We start from the raw sequence: 23,962 nt of genomic DNA, 5'->3' as shown, positions 1-23,962 counted from the left end.
CGCCTGAGCCACGGCTGCGCGCCTCGCGGCTCAGGCCATCGGATACCGCCGGATGCCGGGTTCAGCCCGGTTGCTGCTCGCTGCGGGCCGCGCGCCGGGCGGCCTTCTCCGCAGCCTCGGCGGCATCCATGGCGTCGGCTTCCTCGAGTGTCGGGGCGCTGCCGCCGAGCCGAGCCGGCACCCAGTAGGCACCCGGTTCGTGCTCGTAGTCCTTCTGGAGTCCGGCCAGCAACTCCTGCATGGTGGCGCGTAGTTCCGCCGTGAGCTCGGCGGCCGGCTCATAGGGCCGGATCGGCTTGCCGACCGCGATCGAGATCGGGGTGTTGGTGCGGCCCAGGCGCTTCGGGTAGCCCTTGGTCCACACCCGCTGCGCACCCCAGATCACGATCGGGATGATCGGCACCCCGGCCTCGATCGCCATCCGGGCGGCGCCGGATTTGAACGCCTTGATCTCGAAACTGCGGCTGATGGTGGCTTCCGGATAGACACCGACCAGCTCACCGCGCTGCAGGTACTCGACCGCAGCCTGATACGAGTCGGCACCGGCCGACCGGTCGACCGGAATGTGCTTGAGCGTGCGCATGATCGGACCGGAGATCTTGTTGTCGAAGACCTCCTTCTTCGCCATGAACCGGATATAGCGCTTGGGGGTGCGCACCGGCAGGCCGGCGTAGATGAAGTCCGTGTACGCCGTGTGGTTGACGGCGAGCACCGCACCGCCGGTGGCGGGGATGTTCTCGGCGCCGTGCACAGTGAACTTCAGTCCTTCGGCGAAGAAGAGCGTTCGGGCCAGGCCGATGATCGACCGGTAGACGGGTTCCACATTTCCGGAGCGTAGTCGCAGATCGTGCGGTACGTCACCGCGGGCGACATTCGGCGAGCCTGTCGATCCGGTGCCGAGCGGGTAGCTTGGGCGGGCGGAAGCCGGGGCCGCAATGGCGCCGACCGTTGCCGAGGGAAGAGGATCGCTGCCGTGGACCGTGTCTGCCCGCCTACCCCGACCGCCACCGCGCCGCGCCCGGCCGGGCGCACCTTCCGCCTGGTCGCCGGCGGAGCAGCGCTGGCCGCGACCGTGGTATTGACCGGCTGCGACTCCGTTTCCGGCATCTCCCGCGACGGCCGTCCGCGCGACGGTGAGACCTTCGCCGCGGAAACGACCACCGAAGCGAGCCCGAGCACCGAGCCGACGATCACCAGCGAGGCTCCGGCGCCCACCGCACCGCCGGTCCCCTCCGACGCGCCCCCGGTCGGCGCCGTACCGGGCCTGCCGGAAGCGGCCCCGGCGGTGCAACGCTGGGCCGCGGACCTGGCCACCCAGCCACTCGAACAACTGCAGCAGCAGTGCTGGACCATTCCGCCATTGACGATCGAGGGTATGTACGCCGATCCGCAGGCCGCGCTCACCGCACTCGCCGCACCGGGCGTCGCCGAGGGCGACACGATCACCTGGCGCAGCGAGACCACCACGGTGGCGGTATCGCGCGCCGCCGTCGAGCGTGGGTACGCCTGCGGGCGGGTGTTCCCGGCCGCGGCCGAGCCCGGCTACGACAGTGCCGACGCCCGGCACACGGTGCGCCGCTATCTGGCCCGGCTGACCGGTGCGCCGCTGAACCCGGCCGATACCGAGGCCGCCTATCCGCTGGTGTGCCCGGCCGCGCCACCCACCTGGGATCCGACCGGCAGCGGGGCCCCGGTCGCCGCGCCGCTGGCCGCCGCGCCCGCACCGGCCGGGATCGCGGCATTCACCGACGCCCGGATCGGCTCGGAGCCGTTGACCGGCGGATACGAGCAGGTGACCGTCCCGGTCACCGACCCCGCGGGCACCCCCGGAACTGTGACGTTCGTCCTGGCACCCATGTCGGATGGCTACTGCATCGGCGACTACACCTCCTGACCATTACCCTGGTTGGCTGGTACTGGTCAGGAGGAACAGCTCGTGCAGATCACCAGCGTCGGACACGCCGGATTCCACATCCGAACCGCGGCCGGGACGATCCTTTGCGATCCGTGGGTGAACCCCGCGTACTTCGCGTCGTGGTTCCCGTTTCCCGACAACACCCGTCTCGATTGGGACGAACTGGGCAATGTGGACTTCCTGTACGTCTCGCATCTGCACCGCGACCACTTCGACGCCGCACACCTGAGCAAATACGTCAACAAGGACGCCACCGTCCTGCTCCCGGACTATCCGGTACCGGATCTGAAGCGGGAGCTGGAGAAGCTCGGTTTCCACAAGTTCTTCGAGACCGAGGACTCGGTCAAGCACACGGTTCCGGGCAACGGAGCCGATCTGGACGTCATGATCGTGGCGCTGCGCGCGCCGGCCGACGGCCCGATCGGTGATTCCGGGCTGATCGTCTCCGACGGCGAGACCACCTGCTTCAACATGAACGACGCCCGGCCGGTGGATATGGACGTGGTGCACGACGCGTTCGGCCACATCGACATCCACCTGCTGCAGTACTCCGGCGCCATCTGGTACCCGATGGTGTACGACATCCCGAAGCGCACCAAGGCCAACTTCGGCAAGCAGAAGCGGCAGCGCGGGATGGACCGGGCCCGCTCCTACATCGAACAGGTCGGGGCCACCTGGGTGGTGCCCTCGGCCGGGCCGCCGGTGTTCCTCGACGACGAGCTGCGCTACCTCAACGACGATCGCGGCGATGAAGGCAACATCTTCCCGGACCAGGTGGTGTTCCTCGAGCAGATGCGCAGCCACGGCAATTCCGGCGGCATCCTGATGATCCCCGGATCGGTCGCCGACGTACACGGTGCGGAACTCGAACTGAGCCATCCGTTCGACCCGGACGAGATCTATCGGGACAAGGCCGGCTATATCGAGGAGATGGCGCAGCGGTTCGCGCCGGTGATCGCGGCCGAGAAGGCCGCCTGGGCGACCGGCGACGATTCGCTGCTGGAACCGCTGCGGGAGCTCTTCGAGCCGATCATGAAGCAGAGCGATCTGATCTGCGACGGTATCGGCTACCCGGTCGGGCTGGTGCTCGGCGAGCAGACCATCGTCCTGGATTTCCCGAAGCGCGAGGTCCGGCTCCCCGTCGAAGGTGAGGGCAAGTACCGCTACGGCTTCCGCATCGCCCCCGAGCTGGTGCGCACCGTACTGCGGGACAACGAACCCGACTGGGTGAACACCATCTTCCTGTCCACCCGGTTCCAGGCCTGGCGGATCGGTGGCTACAACGAGTTCCTCTACACCTTCTTCAAATGCCTCACCGACGAACGGATCGCCTACGCCGACGGCTGGTTCGCCGAAGCGCACGACGACAACGCCTCGTGTGAACTCGACGGCTGGGAGGTGCAGCGCCGCTGCCCGCACCTCAAGGCCGACCTCTCCAAGTTCGGTGTGGTCGAAGGCAATACGCTGACCTGCAACCTGCACGGGTGGCAGTGGGACCTGGAGTCCGGCCGGTGCAAGACCTCGAAGGGCCACGAACTGCGTTCCCGCAAGCTCTGACCCGGTCGCCGGTTCAGTGCGGCGGCAGTGCGCGCACCGCCGCGGCGAGGAGTTCTCCGGCGGTTTCGCAGTTGGTGCCGGCGCCGCCGTAGATCTCCATTTCCAGCACATCGACCGGATAGCCCTCATCGTCCGAGCGGTCCCCATACCGGTAGGCACGGGTACAGATGGCCGATGAGCCTTCGGGGTCGCCGACCAGTTCGACCCCGTCCACGGTCTCGGTGGGTTCATCGGTCATCAGGCTGATCGCTTTCGTCGACAGCGTCGCCTGAACCCGGCCGTTCCAACGACAGTGATGCGCACCCGCCACCGTCGGTTCCGGTGGCAGCGGCCCGATCGCGGCGGCCACGACCTTCCGGTCGAGCAGCTCGCACGGATCGATGCGGGCCAACGCCGTGGCCGGATCTTCGGTACGCGGAGCACTACCCAGAGTCCGCGCCAGCCGACCGACGATGTAGTCGGAGGCCTCGCAACCGAGCTCGATATCGGCAGGCACCGAGAAGTCGACAACGATCCCGGTCTCGAACTCGGGCTCCGATTCCGGTGCGGCCGACCGGATCGCCCGGCCACATCGCACCATGCTGCCGTGCACGATCGGAACTCCGGCCACGTCGGTCTCGTACGGTGTGAAGTACTCCAGATACGCGCCGAGTTCCAAGGTGATCCGATAGCCGTCGGTGTACGCAGTGCAACCCCAGTTCAGCCAGGAGTCGAACGCCCAGCTCGATGCAGGGAAGGCCGCCGGGCCGTCGGGTATTCCACTGCCGAGCGCCGACCGGAGCCAGGCACACGCATCGATTCTGCGCTGCTCGGCCAGCGTCAACGCAGTGACCGGGCCCGGTTCGGGACTCGTCGCGACACCGTACCCGGTCGCTCCGGCAGCAAGCACGATCGCGGCGACAACGATCGCCGACCCGATGCGACCGCGCCGGCCGAGAGCACGCCAGCGCCGTCGGACTGCACTGCCCAGTCGCTGTGCCGTGGCGGCGAATCGTCGATGCGCCGGGACGGCCGGGGCGTCCGGCAAGACCTCCGCCGGCAGTTCTGCCAGGAGTTCTTCGGCCCGATTCCGTTCGGCATCGATGGCGGCGAACACCGCATCCGGCCAGGGTGGCGCGGCCGGCGGTTCCCCCAGCCGGTAGGCGATCTGCGCCGGAGTGGGGCGAGCCGCCGGATCCTTCTGCAGACAGGCTGCCACGAGTCCACGTAGTTGCTCGGGCACCTGGGTCAGGTCGGGCTGTCCCTGCGCGATGGTGTACAACGTGAGCGGAACCGAAACGGCCGCGAACGGTGCCTTCCCGGTGGCCGCGAAAGCCAGCACGGACCCCAGCGCGAATACATCGGCCGGGCTGGTGACCGGCGCGGCCAGGGTCTGTTCCGGCGCCAGGAAGTCGGGCGTCCCGGGCGGTGTCTCGGCGACCGGTGGGTCGGTGGGTACGAGGCCGATATCGCCGAGCCTGATCCCGTCCCGGGTCAGCAGAATCGCGCCGGGGCGGAGGCCGCGGTGCACCAGCCCGGCCGCGTGGACCGTACACAGGGCGGCAGCCGCGGCAGCCGCCAGCGCCCACACCGCCGCTTCCGGGAGCGGCCCGTGCTCGGCGATCACCTCGTCCAGCGGCGTCCCCGGCGTGTACCCGGTGGCAGACCACGGCGGGTCGGCATCGGAATCCACGTCTACCACCGTGCTGTTGGCCGATCCGGTGATCCGCATGGCAGCCACCGCGGTGTGCCGCAGCCGGATCCGGAAGTCGGTCTGCTCGACGGCGGTGGATCGGGCCTGGGTGAGCACGTACAGCTGCCGGTCCGGGCCGGCACACAGCAGCCGCCGGTGGATCGGGTCGGCACGCAGCACCCCGATCGGCCGGTAGCGGCCGATGCGATGCGGGTCGGCGGGTGTGAGCGGCGTCGGTGTCATGATCTCGGCAGTTTCGGAAGCAACGGGGTCAGCACCCGGCGGGCGGATTCACAGGGGTCGATATCGGCGGCACGCCAGGTGCCGAAGTTGATCGAGACGCTTTCGGCACGGTCCTTGTAGGTCGGCCGGACCATCAATGCAAGGTCGCATTGCCGGTCGCCGAGTGGGTCCTCCTGGACCGTCCAGCCGTCCATCTCGACGCCGTCGTTCCCGGGCGAATCGAATCGGATGCCCTCACGGAAATCGAAATTCACCCACCCGATATCGCCCTGGATGCTGCACCCATGTGCTCCGCCGGGTTCGACGCTGCCGGGGTCGCCGACCACCGCCCGGGCGGATTCGGACACGAACTCACAGGCGTCCAGCCGGAGTACCGAGTCCACCGGCAGGTCCCGGACCGGCGGATCGACCGACAGCCGCCGCACAACCGCCGCGAGGGCGCGCTCGGCAACTGCGCAGCCGTCCGTGCCCGAGCTGTTCACCTGCATTCGGATGGCGGTACGAGGTCTTCCCTGGGTGACCACATAGCGGTCGCAGATCGAGGCCTCGCGGTGCAGCCCGAGGACCGGCATCCAGGCAATGGTGGTGCCCATCGGGTCGTGATCCTCGATGACCCAACCGGGCGGCAGCCCCGTATCCACAGTGAAGTACAACTCGTCACCCAACGGATCGAGCACGTTCATGGAGCAGCCGGTGGACCCGTTGCGAACCAGTTCCCCGGCCGGGGTGCCGATCTCCCCCAGCACCGACGGCTTCAGCAACTCGCAGACATCGAGCGACCGTGTCTCTTCGGCGGTCAATGCCAGTGGTGGATCTGCCATCGGCACCGCGTGCCCGTCCACACCTGCCCCCCAGGCCAGAGCCGCGCCGACCGCGAGCAGCGCGGCCACCGCGACCGGCAGGACCCGCCGCGGTTCGGCCAGCAGGCGTTCCACCCGGCGGCGCGGTTGTTCCGCCTCGACCGGGACGCCGGTACCGGTGGCCCAGCGCTCGGCCTCCGCGGCGCAATCCGCGATCCGGCGGCGCACTCGGACCGGCCAGACCGGTTCGGCGTCGATTCGCCCCGCGGCCTCCAGCAACTGCTCGGGAGTCGGCCGCTGGGCCGGGTCCTTGGCCAGGCATGCCGCAACGAGATCCCGGACCGGCGCAGCGATTCCGCTCAGATCCGGTGTGGTGTACAGGACGTTGTACAGCACCTGTGGTGTCGAAGCGCCGTGGAACGGGCTCACCCCGGTCGCCGCCATCGCGAGGATCGCGCCGACCGAGAAGACATCCGATGCTGACGTCAAGGGTCGGCATTCGGCCTGCTCCGGCGACATGTAGGCGGGCGAGCCGATCACTGTCCCGGTGGCGGTCAGCTGTACGTCCTCGGTCATCGCCCGGGCGATACCGAAATCGATGACCTGCGGACCGTCGTTGGTGAGCAGGACATTGCCGGGTTTCAGGTCACGATGCACCAAACCGGCCCGATGAATCTCGACCAGGGCCATTGCCAGCCCGGTGGCCAGCAGTTTCAGTCCGCTCAGCGTGAACCTGCCGTAGTCGGCGACCACGTCCTGCAGGGCCGGCCCAGCGATGAACTCCGCCGCCAGCCACGGGTCCTCGGCCTCGGCGTCGTGGTCGACGATTGCTGCCGTGTAGGCCCCGGTGACCCGCTGCGAGGCCACCACCTCCCGCCGGAACCGGGCCCGGAACTGTTCACTTCCGGTGAGCTGCGGATGAATTCGCTTCACTGCCAGCAGCCGGCCGTCCGGGCTACGGCCGAGCAGCACCGTGCCCATGCCACCGGCTCCGATGACCGCCAGCAGCCGATGCCGGCCCAGCTGTTCCGGATCGCCGGATTCCAGTGCCTTCATCTGTGCCCCTCCCGGTCGGCCTCTCGGCTCACGCGTCCGCTCCGAGCAAGGCGTGTTGTGCCGCGGCCAGCTGTCGCACGTCGATCTCGTGATGGCTGTTCACCCGCACTACGAAGTCACCCCGCTGGATCAGGCAGGTGTATCGGCGCGCCTCGATCGAATCCGGGTTCGGATGCCGAGCGCGGAAGCACCGCACCCCGGCGAGGCCGTCGACGCCACGCATCGCCAGATAGTCTTCGTCCAGCAGTGAACCCACATGGTCGTCGGCGAACCTGGCCGCTGCGGCAGCATCACCGGCGCGATAGAGAAACTTGTTCTCTGCCACCGCGATCGCAATGATGCCCCGTTCCGTGTAGCGCCGCTCGCTGTCCGCCGGCCGATCGTTCAACAGCGCGAAGGCGTGCGGGCCGTATACGGCGAATTCCCGGTCGTCGGGGATCCGGTATCCGGTCGTGACCAGTCTGGTCAGCAGTCCGTCCGAGTCCATGACCAGCTCCGGCAAGTCGGCGGGCGGCGTGGGGACGAAATCGGCCAGCTCGGCGATCTGCTCGCGAAAGGTCCGGACGACGACGTCCACCAATTCCGGTTCGCCGGGCGTGCGGAGCTTCGCGAACACTCGTATTACGAGGTTGTTCCAGGGTAGCCACCCGCCGACGGTCGGGATTCCGGGCCTGCGGTGCGCCAGCGCTGCCGGGTGGTCCGGAATACCGACACCGACGTTGCCGTCGTTCGCCGCGAAATCCGCCGCCGCCATCGCCCGGGCGGCATCGGCAGCGACCTGCGCCGACGGGAAAGACACCAGGGTGATCGACAGCGACTTGTCGTTCTGCTCCTCGTGCCGCATGCCATTGCCCGCGATCACCCCGAAAGCGCCCGATACTTCGAACGGATCCAGCGCCTCGATCTGTGCGGCCGACAGGATCCCGGTGACACCCCGGTAGTCGACCGAGACACCGCCACCGCGGCCCTCGGTCAGATCGGGGTCGATGCGGTCGGCGCGGACGATCCGCTCGCCGAGACGCAGTGATTCCACCAGCAATCCGCGGGAGCGGCTGGCGCTCTGGTCGTAGGCGCGGGAGATCGGCTCGATCGAATAGTCCCCGTAGTCGATGCCACCACTTTCCGCACATCCCGCGACGAACACCAGCGCCGCAGCGGCCAGAACCGGAATCCGGTACGGAAGATGCCTCACCACTGCTGCCCCCTCCACCGGAAGTCCCGAGTTCACGGACTGTCCGGCTCCACCGAAAACCTTCGCCGAAATTAGCACCCGGCCGCTCGGCCCGCCACCCGCTCAGGCCCGGGGCAGCTCGGCGGCAACCGATCTCATGATCCGGTCGGCCGTCGGGCACAGCTGGTCGCGCTGTGCCGAATCACCCCGGACCGACACGGTCAGCACCTCGACGAACGTCTCGCCTACATCACGCACCCGCAGCGAGCGCCCGCAATACGTCGACGAATTGCCGACGCGCGACTCGTCCACCAGTAATCCCGAGCCGAGATCGATGACCACCGGCGATATCGGCAGATCCTGTCGCCGCGGCAGTGACGCAGACACCTCCAGCCGATACTCGCCGGTCCACCCACAGGTGTGCGCAGCGACGGGGGTCCCCGGCGCCGTGATCCCGACCTCGGCGAGAACCGCCGGAGAGACCGGAACACACGGATCCACCGTCGCCAGCGAACCGGCATCCGCGGGATGCCGAGCGAGCGTCCCGAATGAGGCTACGAGGCGGTTCAGCACGCTTTCGGCCAGCGCGCAGTCGGCACTGGCACCGGTGTCGACCACCATCCCCCAGGTGCCGGTACCGACGCCCCGGGCACAGGCGCCGCCACGCCCCCGTATCGGGTGTCCCCCCGCGGTTCCATCGAGTCGCTCGAAGCCGGCCAGCGGCGCACCCAGTTCGACGGTCAGCCGGTGGGCGCCCGCGCTGCCGGCACAGCCCCAGGACGAGGTCGGTTGCCACAACCAGGACGCGGTGTCGCGTGGCAGACCGGCATCGGCGGTTTCCGGAAGTTCCGATCCGAGCGCTGCCCGGGACCAGGCACAGGCGTCGGTTTCGCGGAGCTGCGCCAAGCCGGGCAGTGCGATCGCCGGGCCGTCCGGTTCGGGAGCAGGGGGATCGCCGGGCAACAGCAGGGCGGCCGAGGCAGCTCCGGCGACCAGGCATCCGGCTGCCGCGACTCCCGGCCACCGCCACCGACGAAGCCTGGTCCGGGCAGGTGTATCGACCGTTGCCGGTCCCGCGCCGGGCGACTGCGGTTCCGCGCCGACGATCCGTGTGGCTTCCGGATCTGCGGACTGTGCCAGCAGCCGCCGCTGCTTCTCGGCGATCTCGGCGGCCACCGGTGCGGACCAGGGTTGGACACGCACCGGCAGTACACCCAGGTGGTCGAGGATCCGGGTGGGCGTCGGCCGCTGTTGCGGCTGTTTCGCCAGACAGGCACCGACCAGCGAGCGAACCGGTGGCGGCACCCGGTCCAGGTCCGGTTCCCGATGCACGATGTTGAACAAAACCTGCGGTGCCGATTCGGCGGCGAACGGGGTGACTCCGGTGGCCGCCAGGTACAGCAACGCGCCCAGCGAGAAGATGTCCGAGGCGGCCGTGAGCGGCTCCGCACCGGCCTGTTCGGGCGACATGTAGGCGGGTGAACCTATCAGCGCACCGGTTTCGGTCAGTCCCGAGTCCGGCTCGGTGAGCGCGGCAATGCCGAAGTCGATCACCCGCGGCCCGTCGGCGGCGAGGATGACATTGGCAGGCTTGAGGTCCCGGTGGATCAGTCCGGTGCCGTGGATGGCGTGCAGGGCCGAAGCCAGCCCAGAAGCCAGCACCCGCAGCGCATCCACCGGCAGTGGTCCGCCACTCGAAACCGCACGATCCAGTGGTACACCGGGTATGAACACCGAGGCGAGCCACGGGACCGGCCCGGTGATGTCGAAGTCCACCACCGCTGCAGTGAATGCGCCGGACACCCGTGCGGAGGCCCGCACCTCACGCTCGAAACGGGCCCGGAATTCGCTGTCGCCCACCAGATGACGATGGATCTGCTTGATCGCGACGAACCGGCCGTCCGGCCCGACACCGAGCAGTACCCGGCCCATCCCGCCCGCACCGAGTTCGCCGAGCAAACGGTAGTGCCCGATGATTCCCGGATCGCCGGTATCCATCGACCCCGTCACCACTCGATCTCCCCGTCCGCCCCAATCCCGCCACCCTCGGCCACACCGCACCGGGGCCGAGCGACAGCGTGTTTCGCCGGTCAACCTAACATCGCCCACCTCCACTGGCCACCGGCCGAGCGGGCGGGCCGTCTGCGTGCCGCCGGGCGTCGGCGTGTCCCGGCACCTCCGCGGTCGGTCCGGCATCACCCTGGCGGTCCGGACGTTGCGGTAGGTGCTGCGCTCGGTCCCGGTCGGCGATCGCGGGCCGCCACGGTGTCCGGGCAGCCTGCCGCGTTATCGGCGGTCATGCCGGATCGACGGGCCGGATCGGCTGCTTCCCGAAGCGGCGACGAGGACTGCGGCGGACACCACGACACAACCGATCGTCCTGGTAGTCGACAACGCTCCGGCCGCCGCATCGAGCAACAACGCCGTGAGCAGCTGGCCGGCCACCGAGGTGAGACCGAGCAGGAGCACACCGATCCAGCGGACGGTCAATGCGGCCAGCGCGATGAACGCGACCCCGATCAGGCCGCCCGTATACAGCCACGGTTCGGTGGGGAAGGTCTGCGGCGGGCCGATGGTCGCGAGGATCAGCAGATCGACCAGCAGCAGCGCGGCCAGGCCGACGGTGAAGTTCACCAGCGTCGCCGGCATCGGACCGCCCACGGCACCTACGCGGCCGTTCACCGCCTGCTGCCAGGCCAAACCGATCCCGGCCAGTGCCGGAATCACGATGAGCACACCGGACAGGCCGTCGGTGGGCACCGCCGATTCCGCTACCGGCTCCGCGCGATCCGATGCGGACACCGCGATGGCGGCGATCCCCAGCCCGGCAGCCAGCAACCGCGGTCCGGTGATGGGGGTGCGGCCGTTCGGCGCCAAACCCAGCCGGTCCACCACCAGGCTGCTCATCAGCTGCCCCGCCACCACCGCCACCGTGAACGCGACGACGCCGAGCGCGGCAACGGTCAGGCCCTGCGCGGCGACGAAGTATGCCCCGCACAGCCCACCGAGCAGCTGCCACCACCGCAGCCGTCCCGTCGCCACCGCCGTGCGGACTCGGCGTACCCCGGCCCGCATCCGGCGGCTCACCCCGGCCGCGACCAGCAAAACCACCAGCCCGGTCCCGAAACTGATCGTCGCCGCCGCCACCCCATCGGCCAGCCGCTCCCCCAGCGCCCCGTTGATCCGCGCCTGCACCGCCACACCGGCACCGATGCAGAACCCGAACCCCAACCCGACCCGATACCGCCCGCTCACCCTCACCCACTCGTGCTCGACCGTCCCGGCGACCGGCTCGCCGCCCGACCCATCATCGCCGGTCGTCCGGAACCGCCACACCGCGGCCGATCAGTTGAGTAGGTCGCCACCACCACACCGTTGCACCCGTACCCCGGTCAGATCTGCTGATCGGTGAGCTCGTTCGATACCGGCTCGGCCGCGGTCCGCGGCGGCAACCAGGTCGGCGTCAGTGCGGCGGCCAGCAGCAGTGGCAGGCCCAGGACGGCGATCGTGGCGGGGAGGGGCAGCCAGGTGCCGGCCAGCGCGACGAACCCGAAGACAGCCAGGGCCACGACCTCGGACAGCAGGCCGGAGACCGAGGTGACGGTGGCCCGAGCCGGGCCATCGATGGCGTCCTGCAGCCGGGCATCGGCGACCACGACGGCGGTGTAGTCGAGACCATAGCCGACGCCGACGGCCGCGAAACCGAGCCACAGCAGCGGTGCCGCGGCGGTGGATCCGGCGGCGGCGCCGACAACCAGACACCCGGCAATGAACGCGATACCCGCACCGATCAGGGATACCGCGAGCGTGCGGTGCGACCACCGGGCCGCCCACCCGGCGAGCAGGGACCCGGTCAGCGAACCGGCCACGGTGACCCCGACCAGCAACGCCACCAGAGTGTTGCCGGCTCCGCCGGACTGCGCCAGCAACCCGAAGTATTCGTCGTACGCGGTGATCCCATAGAGCAGCGAGCCGAGCAGCACCCCCCGGCGAACCCGGCGCACCCGAAGCGCCTCGGAGATCCCGGCCCGCAACATGCCGACATATCGCCGCAGCACACCGGCTTCCGGTCCCGCAGCGGCAGGCGGCCCGGCCACATCGCCCGCCGGGACCGCTGCTCCGGGCATCCCGACCCGCGGAGGCACCCCGGTGCCCGGTACCTGTCCCGAGTCGGCCATCGACTTCACAGCCGCACCGATCGTCTCCTCGCCGCCGGCAGCGGACCCGCGCATCCCGGTGCCGGACAGACCTGATTCCCGCGGAGGCGGTCCGGTGCCCGGCGCCGGTTCTGCTGCGGGTGGGTTCGGTTCGGCGTCGTCATCCAGCTCGTCGACGGCCGTGGCGGATATCTGCATCCGGGCCCCCGGCAGTGCTGCGGCCGCCAGAGTGTGCAGGCCGGCGATTGCCACACTGGTCCACCCGACCAGCGCGAACCCGCCCAGGGCGTACAGGGGTGCGGCCGCGACGATCGCCACCAGCACGGTGGCCTCCTGCGCGGCGCGCGCACAGCTCATGATCCGTGGGTACTCGGCGGTGGCCGTACGTTCGGCCAGCTCGTCGTAGAGCAACGCCTCGAACGTCCCGGATTCCAGTGATCCGGCGATACCCCAGATGAAGAACCCGAGGGCGAAGCCCAGGAACGAGGGGGCCACCAGCCACAGTGCGAACGCGGCACCCTGCAACAGTGCACTGAGGACCAGCAGGCCACGGCGCGAGACGGTGTCGGCCCAGGCACCGGACGGCACCTCCAGCACGAATGCCGTGATCGACCAGACGGCCAGCAATGCGGAGATCTGCGCGGTGCTCATCCCGTGTTCGGCGAACAGCACCGCATACAACGCATAGATCGGCAGCAGATCGCGGGTGCCCTTGAACAGCACCGCACGTACGGTGAGCCCACGGACCGACACCGGGCTCACGGGACGGAAGCTCCGCCGCAGGAGTCAACAGAAGTAGACGACCAGACGCATGACCCCATGATTTCCGGATCGATCGCCGGCTGTCAATCGGTTTCTGCACACCCGATCCGGGTCACCGGTCAGGTCAGCGGAATCCAGTCACCGCTACCGGCGGGCAGCTCGTCGTCGGAACCCGATCCTTCATTGAGGTCGTTGATCAGCTCCGCCACCGGATGCGAATCGCTGTAGTGATACCCCTGGGCGAGGGCGAAGCCGAGCTCGGTGAGGACCGCCGCCTGGTAGTCGGTCTCCACGCCCTCGGCAATCACCTGCAGGTCCAGCGATTTACTGAGCGCCGCGATCACCCCGAGCAACGGCGGCGCGGGGGAATCGGAGCGGATCGCCGCGACGAACGACTGATCGACCTTCAGGATATCGCTGGGGATGGTCGCCAGCCGGCTCAGCGAGGAGTATCCGGTGCCGAAGTCGTCGATGGCGATGCGCACGCCACGATCGCGCAGGGTGTGCAGGTTGGCGATGGCGGTCTCGGATTCGGCGGCGAGCTCGCTCTCGGTCACCTCCAGCACCAGCTGCTCGGCCGGCCAGCCGGTCTCGGCCAGAATGCCGGTGACCCGGTCGGCGTAGCCGGTCTCGGCCAGTTCCAGGCCACTGACGTTGACGTTCAGCGTGAGGTCGAGCTGCGCGAAGGTGTCCTGCAGCCGGGTGGCGTCGGCGCATGCCCGGCGCAACACCAGTTCGTCGAGGTCGGAGATGAGGTCGTATTCCTCGGCGACCCGGATCAGGCCCTCGGTGGTGACATCGGGTTGTGCATTCGGCGACCAGCGCAGCAGCGCTTCCACACCGACCGCCTGATTGCCTTCCTCGGTGAGGCTGACAATGGGCTGATAGTGCACGTCGAGCGCACCGCTGTCGATCGCCTCGCGCAGCTCCACCGCCAGTGGCTGCTGGCGCGAGGATTCCAGCACGGTGCGGTTGCGCCCGGACTGCTTGGCTCGGTAGAGGCCGACATCGGCACGGCTGATCAGCAGCGATCCGGACTCACCGGGCTGCCATGAGGTGACACCGGCCGAGCAGCCTGTGGTCACCGACGAGCGCAGCTGTTCGGTCAGCAGGATCGCGGCCTGTTCGGTGCCGCCGGGCAACAGCAGCGCGAACACGTCGCCGCCGAAGCGAGCCAGCACCTGGCCCGGCGCCAGCGCCTTCGACCAGGTATCGGCGACCCGCTGTAGCACGGCATCGCCGGCGCGGTGCCCGAGATGATCGTTGATCTTCTGGAAGCGGTCCAGGTCGACCAGCACCAGCGCCAGGTTCTGGCCGGTGCGGCCGGCGGTGTCGATGGCCGTGTTCAGCTGCTTCTCGAAGCCGCGCCGGTTCAGCAGGCCGGTGAGCACGTCGATATCGGCTTCCGAGGCCATCCGGGTGAGGATGCCGACCACCACACCGACCCCGAAGGTGACCCCGGCCGGGATGAGCCCGGACCACCAGGGCAGATCCCGGGTCGGCAGCACCCACAGGCACAGGCCCATGGCGACACCGATATGGGTCATGGCCAGCGGCCAGGCGAAGAACAGTGCGGCATCGCAGGCGACGAAGGCGTAGAACGATGCGAGCGTGATCCCGCCGATCAGGTTCGGGAACGAGTGCACGGCGATCGTGACCAGCACGGTCGCCGTGCCCAGGTACGCGTGGTGCAGGCCGTGCGGCATCCGCGGGCCCCAGGCGAGCAGGGTCAGGCCGAGCAGCAGCGCAATCGCTGCCGCCACCCCGACCAGCGGCCGATTTCCTTCGTTCCCGGGTGCAATGGCCGTGATGACCAGACCGAGCACACCACCCATGACGTAGAACGCCCCGGTGGTCCGGGCCATCACTTTCGCCGTGGCCAGCGCCGATGCGGCGCGCACCCGAGTTCGGGTATCGCCGCGCGCCCCGATTCCTCGCACGATCACCAGCCTAGAGGTTGTGAGGTATGCCCGTTCGCCGAACGAAGCGCGCTACTTCGCTTCCAGTTTGTCGGTACCGACGAACGGCACCAGCGCCTCGGGTACCCGCACCGAACCGTCGGCCTGCTGGTGGTTCTCCAGCAGCGCCACCAGCCAGCGAGTGGTGGCCAGGGTGCCGTTCAGGGTCGCCGCGATCTGCGGCTTGCCGTTCTCGTCCCGGTACCGCACCGAGAGCCGGCGGGCCTGGAAGGTGGTGCAGTTCGACGTGGAGGTCAGCTCCCGGTAGGTCTGCTGGGTGGGCACCCAGGCCTCGCAGTCGAACTTGCGCGCCGCCGAGCTGCCCAGGTCACCGGCCGCCACATCGATCACCCGGTAGGGCACGTCGATCGCGGCCAGCATCTCCTTCTCCCAGTTCAGCAGCCGCTGGTGCTCGGCGCTCGCCTGGTCCGGGGTGGTGTAGACGAACATCTCCACCTTGTCGAACTGGTGCACCCGGATGATGCCGCGGGTGTCCTTGCCGTAGCTGCCGGCCTCCCGGCGGAAACAGGACGACCAGCCGGCGTACCGCTTGGGGCCCTCGCTCAGATCCAGGATCTCCTCGGAGTGGTAGCCGGCCAGCGGGACCTCCGAGGTGCCGACCAGATAGAGATCGTCGTCGGCCAGGTGGTAGACCTCGGCCGAATGCGAGCCCAGGAATCCGGTACCGGCCATGATCTCCGGCCGGACCAGTACCGGCGGAATCATCATGGTGAAGCCGTTGGCCACCGCGCGCTGGGCCGCCAGCTGCAGTAGCCCCAGCTGCAGCAGCGCACCGTAGCCGGTGAGGAAGTAGAAGCGCGCGCCCGAGACCTTGGCGCCGCGCTCCATATCGATCAGCCCGAGCGACTCACCCAGCTCCAGGTGGTCCTTCGGCTCGAAGTCGAACTCCCGCGGCGTGCCGATGGTCTCCAGCAGCACGAAATCGTCCTCACCACCGGCCGGAGCGCCGTCCTGCACCACATTCGAGATGGCCCGCTGCGCGGCATCCAGATCGGCGTCGGCGGCATGCTGGGCCGCTTCGGCCTCCTTGACCTTCGCCGACATCTCGCTCGCCTGCGCGAGCAGGGCGGGCCGCTCCTCTTTGCTCGCCTTGCCGATCAGCTTGCCCATCGCCTTGTGCTCGGCCCGCAGGTTGTCGGCGGTGGCCACCGCGGCGCGGCGGGCGGCGTCCGCCTCCAGCAGCGCGTCCACCAGAGCCGGGTCCTCGCCGCGAGCGCGCTGCGAGCGGCGCACCGCTTCCGGATCATCGCGCAGGAATCGGAGGTCGATCATGGCAAACACCCTAGTCGGGTCCGCAAACCGGAATCGGTTCGGACCTATGCAAACACGTGTCAGACATGGGTATAGTCGACGCTGTGAGCACCGAATTCGACGCCACCGTCGTGGACACCGCACTGGCCGACCTCACAGCGGGGGAGAAGACCTGGGCCGCCACCGGCCTCGCCGAGCGCCGCGCCCTCCTGGAGGAGATGCACGCCCTGACCGCGCAGCACGCGGCGGAGTGGGTCGAGGCGGCCCGCGGCATCAAGCAGCTCGACGCCGACTCGCCGCTCGTCGGCGAGGAGTGGATGTCGGGCCCGATGACCATGCTGGGCGCCCTCCCCGCGCTGGCGCAGACCCTGCAGGCCCTCGAACAGGGGCGCAGCCCGCTCGACGGAACCACCCTGGGCACCGCACCGGGTGACCGGGTCAGTGTTCCGGTGCTCCCGCACGGCATCTACGACAAACTGCTGCTCAGTGGTTTCACCGGGGAAGTGTGGCTGCGTCCCGGCGTCGATGCCGACACCGCCCGGCGCAAGGCCGGCCTGGCCCAGCTGGAACCGGCGGCGACGGGCGGGGTCGGCGCGGTGCTGGGCGCCGGGAACATCATGTCCATCGCCCCGCTGGACACCCTCTACGAGCTGCTGGCCAACAACCGGGTGGTGGCGCTGAAGCTGAATCCGATCACCGACCCGCTGTTGCCGGTCTTCCGGAAGATCTTCGCCCCGTTCATCGACCGCGGGCTGGTCCGGATCCTGACCGGCGGCGCCGAGGCCGGCGGTTACCTGGTGAACCACCCGCAGGTCGCGCATGTGCATATGACCGGCGGGGCGCACACCCATGACGCCATCGTCTGGGGGCCCGGCGAGTCGGGTGCCGAGCGCAAGCGGGCCGGCACACCGCTGCTGGACAAGCCGATCACCAGCGAATTGGGCGGCGTCTCGCCGGTCGTCGTGGTACCGGGTGACTGGTCCGCCGCCGACCTGCAGTTCCAGGCCGAGCACATCGCGACGATGCGCCTGCACAACGGCGGCTACAACTGCGTTGCGGCACAGACGGTGGTCCTGGCCGCGGATTGGCCGCAGAAGGACGCCTTCCGCACCGCATTGCGCACCGCCTTCGAGCGGGCCCCGCAGCGCGCCGCGTACTACCCGGGCAGTGACGACCGGGTCGCCGCCGCGGTGGCGAGCTATCCGGAGGCAGAGCAGGCCGGTAGCCGGGTCCTGGTGACCGATGTGCCGCCGAGCGACTCGCCGCTGCTGCAGACCGAATACTTCTCACCGGTCCTCGGCGTGGTGGAACTTCCCGGAACCGGAGTCGAGTTCCTCTCCCGGGCGGTGGATTTCGCCAACGACGAGCTGACCGGAACGCTGGGCGCGAACATCATCGCCGACCCGGCCACCCTGAAGCTGCTTGGCCCGGCCTTGGACGCGGCCCTCGAACGGCTCCGCTACGGCACCATCGCCGTCAATGCCTGGACCGGTCTGGGCTTCCTGACCCCGCGCGCGAGCTGGGGGGCCTACCCCGGGCACACCCTCGACGACATCCAGAGCGGTGTCGGCGTGGTGCACAATGCGCTGCTGCTCGACGATGTCGAGCGAACCGTGGTCCGGGGCCCGTTCCGCCCGTTCCCGCGCTCGGTACTCGGCGGTGAGCTGAGCACCACCCCGAAGCCGCCGTGGTTCGTCTCCAACGACACGGCCGCGACCACCGGCCGCCGGCTCACCGAGTTCTACGGCGACGGCAAGCCGAGCCGGCTGCCCGGCATCTTCGTCTCGGCCCTGCGCGGCTAGTTCTTCCCGGCCCTGCACGGCGAAGCACCACGGACACCGGCATCTCGGCGATGCCCGGCGCGCGGTAGTGACATGATGGACGCGATGTCCGAGAAGGCGAAGTCCGGGAACCGAGGCGTCCGTATGCACCTGTCCGCGCGGAAGCTGCGCTGGGGGCTGCTCATCACAGCCCTCGGCGCGATCGTCGCGGCCGCCGTCACGGTGTTCATCACCGGGTTCGACAACGACCGGAAGCTCGAGGCACATCAACCGGGTACTTCTCCGACCGTCCGGGACAAGGAGTTCAGCAGTGCCCGGACCGGGGACTGCCTGAGCTGGACCGCACCTGACCGCAGCGACCTGGTCAAGGTCAACTGCGCCGATGAGCACCTGTTCGAGGTGACCGCCGATATCGATATGAGCGCCTACCCGGGGGCCGAGTTCGGCCCGGACTCGGAGTTCCCGGATTCGCTGCGGCTCACCGAGCTCAAGGAGGAGCACTGCGTGCCCGCCGTCCAGAGCTATCTGGACGGACGCTTCGATCCACAGGGCAAGTACGTCGTTGGCCTGATGTATCCGAGCCCGGACGGCTGGGCGCACGGCGACCGGACGCTGCGCTGCGGCGTCCAGGTGGCGGCGACCTCGGGCACTCCGCCGGCCACCGGGAGCATCCGGGACCAGGACCAGTCGAAGGTGTACGCCCCCGGCGTATGCCTGGGCATCACGCAGAACCTGCCGACCGACCCGGTGGACTGCGCGGAGCCGCACGCCGTGGAGATCGTCGGCACCGTGGACCTGGCCGCGCAGTTCACCGGCGGTCCGCCGAGCACCGAAGACCAGGACAGCTACATGGACGAGAAGTGCACGGCGGCGGCGAACGAGTACCTCGGCGGACCGGACGTGATCCGGAACAAGACGCTGACCATGTTCTTCCACAGTGTGGATACCCGCAGCTGGCTGGCCGGCAGCCACCGGCTCGACTGCATGATCGGCAAGGGAGTGGACCGGGAGGGCTTCGCGCCGATCACCGGGTCGGCCCGTGGCGAGATCCTGATCGATGGGCAGAAGCCGGTCCCGCCGCCGAATTCCGGCCGGTCGACGCCGGCACCGCTGCCGGGCGCGGCGCCGCTACCGCCGCAGCCCGAACCGCAGCAGCCGCGGTGACCGTCACGATGCCCGACGAGCACTTCGAGGAGCTCGTCGGCGATGCCCTGGACCTGATTCCGGCCGAACTGGCCGATGCGATCGACAATGTGGTGGTGCTGATCGAAGCACGCAATCCGGAGGAACCGTCGCTGCTCGGGTTGTACCACGGCATCGCACTCACCGAACGCGATCACGACTACGCGGGAGCCCTACCGGACACCATCACCGTCTACCGAGACGCTATCCTCGATATCTGCGAGAGCATCGACGACGTCGTCGAAGAGGTGGCGATCACCGTGATCCACGAAATCGCACACCATTTCGGGATTGACGACGACCGGTTGCATGAGCTGGGATGGGGTTGAGCAAAGTTGGTGGGGATTCGATGGAACCGATCACAGGGCTGTCGCGTCCTAACACTCGTAGGGGGAATTCTCGTGGTTCCCGGTAGTCGCCACTAGAAGGAGTCGAGTAATGGTTGGACATGTCCTCATCGCGCCCGAGATCGTGACCGCCGCAGCTGCCGAACTGCACCTGCTGGCCGATCGCCTGGCCGCCACCGCCACCGCCGCCGGACCGGCCACCCACGTGCTGCCGTCCGGTGCCGAGGAAGTCTCGCTGCTGGCCGCGAACCACTTCAATCACGCCGCCGCGACCCACGACTTCTCCGTGGCGCAGGCCGTCCTCGAGCTCCACCACGCCGCCGAGACGCTGATCTCGCAGCTGGGTACCCACATCGCCGGGGATGTGTCGCGCGCCGGCTCGATCAACAGCATCCAGGTGTAGCGGCGGACAGCGTCCGGCACAGATCACACTTTCAGGGGAGAAAACTTTCATGACCGCAGGTATCACCGGGGTGTTCTGGCTGCCCCGTATGGCCGTCGGCAATTCCACCGCCCTGCACTCGGGGGCGCATGCGGTGCCGATCACCGCCGCCGCCGGGTCCTGGACCGCACTCACGGCCGCCTGGACCGATGCGTCGGCGACCATCGGCCGCGTCATCGCCGAGGTCGGGGTCGGCCTGCAGGGTGTGAACGGCATCGCGGCGCTTTCCCGGCTGGCGCCGTTCATGGGCTGGTGCGCGGAGCAGGCCACGATGGCCGGCACGATGAGCGCCAAGTGCACCGCCAACGCCACCGCCTACGGGGTTGCGGCACTGGCGATGCCGAGCCCGCCGGAGGTCGCGGCAACCGAGGCCGCGGTCTGGGCTTCCCGGAACCCGGCCGGCGCCGCCTCCGGCGCCTGGGAGGTCGCGGAGGTCGCCAAGCAGGCGATGGACGTCCGCGCCGCACTGGTCATGGAGACCTACGAGGCGGCCACCACCGCCACCGTCACCACGCCGGGCGAGTTCCACGCGCCGCCGCAGATCGCCAGCGGCGCAGGCACCGCCGGTGAGGGCAGCTTCGGCGGCGACCCGATCCAGACCGCGGCGGCCGCCGCGCAGGCGATCATCAGCAACCCGGCGGTCGGCGCCGCCGCGACCCACATGACCAACGCCGCCAGCACCATCGCCACCGGCGGAGTCGGTGCGGTCACCAATGCCGGTGCGGCGGCCGCGAACACGATTGCGGCGGCAGCGGCACCGGCCGCACCGGCCACTGCCCCGATGGGCGCCATGGCTGCCGGCGGCGGCGCCGCGGCAGCTGCCGCCGGCACCCGCGCGGCCGGATTCCCCAGCGCCGGTAGCGGGCTCGGCAACGGCGGACTGAAGGTCCCCGAAGGCTGGGGCGCTCCCGCACCCGCCGCCCAGGTCACCACCGCGACGGCCGCCGAGCCGGTGGTCGTCCGTGCCGAGGGTGCGCCGGTCCGGCCGGCTCAGCCCGGCGGGCATCCACTGATGGGCCGGCAGGTTTCGAAGGACGAGGACGACGAGCACAAGGCCGCCGACTACGGCCGGTCCGATGAACACTTCGCCGACGGCCGCACTCTGGCCGACGGAGTGATCGGCGGCGACGTGACCGGATCCGCCAAGTGACGGTACTCGGCCCGGGCGAGGCGTCATCGCTGGAAGCGGTGACGCTCTCGCTCGACGAGATGCAGTTCCTGCTGGAGAAGCTGGAACTCGACGAGATGCCGGTGGTGCTCGACGCGCTCGGCCGCTACGACAATCTCGCCGATCACGATGCGGCGCTGGCCGAGGCGGAGAAGTCACTCACCGAGCGGGAGCTGCTGTTCGGTGCGACCGTGCAGGCCGAACTGGCCCAGCGGTTGCGGGTGCTCAACCATCCGCACTGGATCATTGCGCTGCGCTGGATGGTGGACGGCCAGGTGAGCCGCTGCTGTCTGGCCCGCGGTGACGATTTCGCGGTCGTGGCCCTGCGGGGACCGAACTCCTACGTCGTCGACCGCGCGGGTGACGACCTGGCCGGGACGATACTCGCGGCGCTCGGCCCGGCCGAGCCGCTCGAGCTGTACGGAATGAACGCGCCGACCGAACAGCTCGCCCCGATCTTCGACGACACCGGGGACTCCGCGAAGACGGCCGCCCAGCTGGCCGAGGTCGGCAATCCGGCCCAGGACGCGCAGACGCTGGCCTCGGCGCTGGTGGAGATCCACTCCTACGCCGAGATCGTCGGCGTCGCCTACGGCGACGGCACCCGCGACATCCTGGACAACCACATCGCGGTGTTCAACACCCGGGGTGGCCGATTCATCATCACGGCCAGCATGTCCGACGACGATGTGAAGTGGTCCTCGATCGCCACCGGCAGCAATGCCCGGCTGCGGACGGCCCTGACCGACCTCATCGAGTCGCTGCCGCTGCGCGAAGGGTTCCCGGGAGCCGTCTCGCAGGCCTGATCCGGTCGGCGCATTCAGCCCATCGGGTCGTCGGGGTCGGCGGCGTTTCCCGCCGCCGACAGCTCCCCGGCCGGTGCCTGCTGGGCCGCGGATGAGGCCGGGGGCGGCGTGAGCCGGCCCCAGCGCAGGCATTCCCAGCCGCCGGCGGTCGGCAGCAGTTCGATGGTGTCGGTGTTGCGCAGATGGTTCTCCAGGGTGAAGGCCGGCGCCACTCCGGTCAGTGCCGCCGCCACCAGACGCATCGCCGCGCCGTGGTTCACCACGATGAGATCACCGGCGCCGTCGGCACCGTCGAGGAACTCGGCGCGCAGCCGGTCGATCACCGGCAGCATCCGGTCCAGCACCTCGCGGCCGGACTCGCCGCCGGGTACCCGGCGCACCAGATCACCCTCGTGCCAGCTGCGGTACACCTCCTGGAACTGCCGGTGCGATTCGTCATCGGAACGCCCTTCCAGGTCACCGAGTTGCACCTCGAACATGTCGTCCAGGGACTCGGCGCCGACGCCGGTGGCTGCCTCGATATAGGCCGCGGTCTGCTGGGCCCGGCGGGCGGTGGAACTGAACAGGGCCAGGGGCCGCCGGGCCAGCCCGGCGCCGAAGACCTTGGCCTGGTCGATCCCGCGCTCGGTGAGCGGCAAGCCGGGCACCCTGGTGTCCAGGATGCGGGCCACATTCCCTTCGGTCTCACCGTGCCGGACCAGGATCAGCCGGGCCGCCTGCTGATCACTCACAGATCTGCCACTCCCTTCCGCAGTTGGGTCAGCCACTCGGCGGCGGGCTCGTCCGACGGCGGTGGTGTACCGGTGGGTGCGCACGCGGGCCAGGATCCCAGGAACCGGATCTCGGTGGTCCGGTGCAGCGCCTTCAATGTTTCGGCGACGGCCGGGTCGTCGATGTGCCCGACGCAGTCCAGGAAGAACCGGTAGGTACCCATTCCGGTGCGGGTCGGGCGCGATTCGATCCGGGTCAGGTCGACGCCGCGGGTGGCGAACTCGGCGAAGGCACGCATCAGCGCGCCGGGCTCGTTGGGCAGCTGGAACACCACGGAGGTGCGGTCGGCGCCGGTCGGGGCCGGTGCCACACCGGGCCGGGTCACCAGGACGAACCGGGTCACCGCGGAGTCGTGATCGGCGACCCCGGTGGCCAATGCGACGAGCCCGAGCCGGGCACCGGCCAATTCCGTCGATATCGCGGCGTCGGCGGACCCCGCCGCCACGTCCTCGGCCGCGGCGGCATTCGACGCCGACGCATGCAGCTGCGCCTGCGGCAGCTGCCGGGCCAGCCATTCGCGCACCTGCGCGGCCGCCACCGGGTAGGCGGCGACGACCCGGACGTCGTCGAACGTCGTTCCCGGCCGGGCCAGGACCGCGAAGCGGATCGAGAGCTCGGTCTCGGCGACGATCTGCAGCCGCGAACCGACGGCCAGCGAATCCAGCGTGGCCGGAATCGAGCCCTCCACCGAACTCTCGATCGGCACCACAGCGCCCGCGGCCGCCCCGGTGCGGACCAGCTCCAGCGCCGCTCCCTGACTGGGCGCGGCGACCCGTTCCACCGCACCGTCGAAGGCGCCGTTCGATTCGAATTCGGCGAGGGCGATCTCGGTGAAGGTTCCGGAGGGTCCGAAATAGGCAATACGCGGCACGGTTACGAGACTACTTGCGCCGCGGCGCCGG

General features: G+C 69.5%; 19 protein-coding genes. 8 read left to right on the top strand and 11 right to left on the bottom strand.

Translation table 11 applies throughout. The annotated features are described in order from the left end of the window. Window positions 1-61: 61 nt before the first annotated feature. Window positions 62-823 (bottom strand): lysophospholipid acyltransferase family protein, encoded by a 762-nt coding sequence (locus AC1HFH_RS01970; protein WP_480245715.1) that lies wholly within the window; start codon window positions 821-823, stop codon window positions 62-64. Window positions 824-973: 150 nt separating this feature from the next. On the opposite strand from AC1HFH_RS01970, the gene AC1HFH_RS01965 reads away from it, so the two are divergent. Together AC1HFH_RS01965 and AC1HFH_RS01960 are read left to right on the top strand one after the other, a co-directional pair. Continuing rightward, window positions 974-1,894 carry a hypothetical protein gene (locus AC1HFH_RS01965; protein WP_480245714.1) on the top strand — a complete coding sequence of 307 codons (921 nt, stop codon included), beginning with the start codon at window positions 974-976 and terminating at the stop codon, window positions 1,892-1,894. A gap of 42 nt (window positions 1,895-1,936) precedes the next feature. Continuing rightward, window positions 1,937-3,472, top strand: coding sequence for a Rieske 2Fe-2S domain-containing protein (locus AC1HFH_RS01960; protein WP_480248014.1), 1,536 nt, complete (start codon window positions 1,937-1,939; stop codon window positions 3,470-3,472). A 13-nt stretch (window positions 3,473-3,485) separates the two neighbouring features. Here AC1HFH_RS01960 and AC1HFH_RS01955 read toward each other — a convergent pair whose 3' ends face one another. The 8 genes from AC1HFH_RS01955 to serS all read right to left on the bottom strand — a co-directional run bounded on the left by AC1HFH_RS01955 (window position 3,486) and on the right by serS (window position 16,584). After that, a complete protein-coding gene (locus AC1HFH_RS01955) occupies window positions 3,486-5,387 on the bottom strand; it encodes a protein kinase domain-containing protein (RefSeq protein ID WP_480245713.1) in 1,902 nt (633 codons plus the stop codon). Further along, on the bottom strand, window positions 5,384-7,243 hold the full coding sequence (locus AC1HFH_RS01950; RefSeq protein ID WP_480245712.1) for a serine/threonine-protein kinase: 1,860 nt from the start codon (window positions 7,241-7,243) through the stop codon (window positions 5,384-5,386). The genes AC1HFH_RS01955 and AC1HFH_RS01950 overlap by 4 nt, the downstream gene beginning before the upstream one ends. 28 nt (window positions 7,244-7,271) lie before the next feature. Further along, entirely contained in the window at window positions 7,272-8,438 is a 1,167-nt protein-coding gene (locus AC1HFH_RS01945; protein WP_480245711.1) for a DUF7373 family lipoprotein, read from the bottom strand. 99 nt (window positions 8,439-8,537) lie between these two features. Then, window positions 8,538-10,424: a serine/threonine-protein kinase gene (locus AC1HFH_RS01940; RefSeq protein ID WP_480245710.1), complete on the bottom strand. Its 1,887-nt coding sequence runs from the start codon at window positions 10,422-10,424 to the stop codon at window positions 8,538-8,540. Window positions 10,425-10,700: 276 nt separating this feature from the next. Then, window positions 10,701-11,669 (bottom strand): DMT family transporter, encoded by a 969-nt coding sequence (locus AC1HFH_RS01935; RefSeq protein ID WP_480245709.1) that lies wholly within the window; start codon window positions 11,667-11,669, stop codon window positions 10,701-10,703. A gap of 137 nt (window positions 11,670-11,806) precedes the next feature. After that, a complete protein-coding gene (locus tag AC1HFH_RS01930; protein WP_480245708.1) occupies window positions 11,807-13,333 on the bottom strand; it encodes an MFS transporter in 1,527 nt (508 codons plus the stop codon). A gap of 119 nt (window positions 13,334-13,452) precedes the next feature. Continuing rightward, window positions 13,453-15,273 (bottom strand): putative bifunctional diguanylate cyclase/phosphodiesterase, encoded by a 1,821-nt coding sequence (locus AC1HFH_RS01925; protein WP_480245707.1) that lies wholly within the window; start codon window positions 15,271-15,273, stop codon window positions 13,453-13,455. Between the two features lie 51 nt (window positions 15,274-15,324). Further along, the gene (serS, locus tag AC1HFH_RS01920) at window positions 15,325-16,584 is read right to left on the bottom strand and encodes a serine--tRNA ligase (RefSeq protein WP_480245706.1); all 1,260 of its coding nucleotides are present in this window, start codon (window positions 16,582-16,584) and stop codon (window positions 15,325-15,327) included. An 83-nt stretch (window positions 16,585-16,667) separates the two neighbouring features. Between serS and AC1HFH_RS01915 the strand changes: the two genes are divergently transcribed. From AC1HFH_RS01915 to AC1HFH_RS01890, 6 genes are all read left to right on the top strand, one after another. Then, entirely contained in the window at window positions 16,668-18,365 is a 1,698-nt protein-coding gene (locus AC1HFH_RS01915) for an aldehyde dehydrogenase family protein (protein WP_480245705.1), read from the top strand. Window positions 18,366-18,440: 75 nt separating this feature from the next. Beyond that, a complete protein-coding gene (locus AC1HFH_RS01910; protein WP_480245704.1) occupies window positions 18,441-19,508 on the top strand; it encodes a septum formation family protein in 1,068 nt (355 codons plus the stop codon). 8 nt (window positions 19,509-19,516) lie between these two features. After that, window positions 19,517-19,855, top strand: a complete 339-nt coding sequence (locus AC1HFH_RS01905) for a metallopeptidase family protein (RefSeq protein ID WP_480248013.1) — start codon at window positions 19,517-19,519, stop codon at window positions 19,853-19,855. A gap of 109 nt (window positions 19,856-19,964) precedes the next feature. Then, window positions 19,965-20,276 (top strand): PE domain-containing protein, encoded by a 312-nt coding sequence (locus AC1HFH_RS01900; RefSeq protein WP_480245703.1) that lies wholly within the window; start codon window positions 19,965-19,967, stop codon window positions 20,274-20,276. Between the two features lie 49 nt (window positions 20,277-20,325). Next, window positions 20,326-21,465, top strand: coding sequence for a PPE domain-containing protein (locus AC1HFH_RS01895; protein ID WP_480245702.1), 1,140 nt, complete (start codon window positions 20,326-20,328; stop codon window positions 21,463-21,465). After that, window positions 21,462-22,289, top strand: a complete 828-nt coding sequence (locus AC1HFH_RS01890) for an ESX secretion-associated protein EspG (protein WP_480245701.1) — start codon at window positions 21,462-21,464, stop codon at window positions 22,287-22,289. Before AC1HFH_RS01895 ends, AC1HFH_RS01890 begins: the two co-directional genes overlap by 4 nt. Window positions 22,290-22,303: 14 nt before the next feature. Here the strand turns inward: AC1HFH_RS01890 and AC1HFH_RS01885 are convergent, their stop codons facing one another. Further along, complete coding sequence (locus tag AC1HFH_RS01885) at window positions 22,304-23,020, bottom strand: histidine phosphatase family protein (RefSeq protein ID WP_480245700.1); 717 nt, start codon at window positions 23,018-23,020, stop codon at window positions 22,304-22,306. Continuing rightward, window positions 23,017-23,931, bottom strand: coding sequence for a prephenate dehydratase (gene pheA, locus AC1HFH_RS01880; RefSeq protein WP_480245699.1), 915 nt, complete (start codon window positions 23,929-23,931; stop codon window positions 23,017-23,019). Before pheA ends, AC1HFH_RS01885 begins: the two co-directional genes overlap by 4 nt. Window positions 23,932-23,962: the final 31 nt, after the last annotated feature.

The organism is Nocardia sp. KT25-26, from assembly GCF_056627695.1.
Note: the sequence above shows the minus strand (reverse complement) of the source record. Positions and strands in the feature narration are given on the sequence as shown.